The following is a 1,214-nucleotide window of genomic DNA, read 5'->3' as shown; positions in this document are numbered from 1 at the left end:
GGGCTACATGGACTCCCTCTTTTGTCAACAATAGCTCCCGCTGACAACAGTGGTTCGGACAGCAGCTCTACATTCGGTGTTTAATCGGAATCGTTCCGTCACCTTGATGATATTCGCTTGATGCCAGCCTCATTCGTTAAACAGTATTTATTACTTCCCAATTAAACAGGTTTAGGCATCTCGGTCTGGTCGTATTGTCATCATTTGCTATTGCTTTGACTCGGTGAGTGTTAACCGTTTACATAGTTAATCTTGTACTCTTTTCCTGTTGTTAATAATGCCCATATTATACGAGCGTTTTTTGCTGCTAGGGCGACAGCTGCTCGTTTATAACCTCGTCGTTCAACGAGTTGATTTAACCAAATACTGTTGCGATCGGTTTTCTCTTTACATCGTGCAATAACGGCTCTTGCGCCATGAATAAGTAGAGTGCGAATATGTTTTTCGCCTCTTTTGCTGATGCGACCAAGATGAACATGACCACCCGTTGAGTATTGTCTTGGAACCAACCCTATCCAAGCGGCAAATTGGCGGCTAGATCCAAATTGTTTGGCGTCATTGACGGTCGCGACAATGGCACTTGCACTGTGTTCACCGACACCTGGAATATCCATGAGCGCTTTGGCTGAAGCCATCTCACGAACTAAAGCAGAGACTCTACGATCATAGTGCAATACTTCTAGGTTAAGGTGTTGAATCTTGTTCGATAGATCTTGAAGTAGCTCTCGAGCGAGTATAGGCAAACCATTTTCTGCATCTTCAAGGACACTACCAATAGTGTTTTGAGCCGAGTAGCGCCCCTGAGGCATCACAATACCAAATTCGGAAAGCAAACCTCTGAGCTGGTTAATAGTCGCCGTTCTTGTTTTAATTAGCCCCTGTCGAATACGGTGCAGGCAAAGCACAGCTTGTTGCTCTTCACTTTTTATAGAGACAAATCGTGTTTTGGGTCTAGATACCGCTTCACAGATGGCCTCTGCGTCATTGGCATCGTTCTTCTCATTTTGTCGATATGGAATAACGAATTTGGACGCCATAATTTTCGGGTTATGACCTAGTTTCAGTAGCTCTCTCGCCCAGTGGTGTGCACCAGAGCACGCCTCCATACCGATGAGGCAGGGAGGTAACTTCACGAATGTGTCTAAGAGTTTGTTTCTTTTGACAGTTTTGCGTAGGACGCACTTGCCATATGCATCAACGCCGTGAATACTGAA

1 protein-coding gene is annotated in these 1,214 nt (G+C 45.1%); it reads right to left on the bottom strand.

All coding sequences use genetic code 11. The features are described 5' to 3' along the window. Positions 1 to 230: 230 nt before the first annotated feature. Positions 231 to 1,214, bottom strand: a 984-nt coding sequence (locus AB4167_RS21940) for an IS110 family transposase (RefSeq protein ID WP_372137025.1), incomplete at its 5' end; no start/stop codon positions are given.

Origin of the sequence: Vibrio sp. 10N.286.49.E11 (genome assembly GCF_041469505.1) — a bacterium.
GTDB lineage: Bacteria > Pseudomonadota > Gammaproteobacteria > Enterobacterales > Vibrionaceae > Vibrio > Vibrio crassostreae_C.
This window is presented reverse-complemented; position numbering and strand designations above follow the sequence as displayed.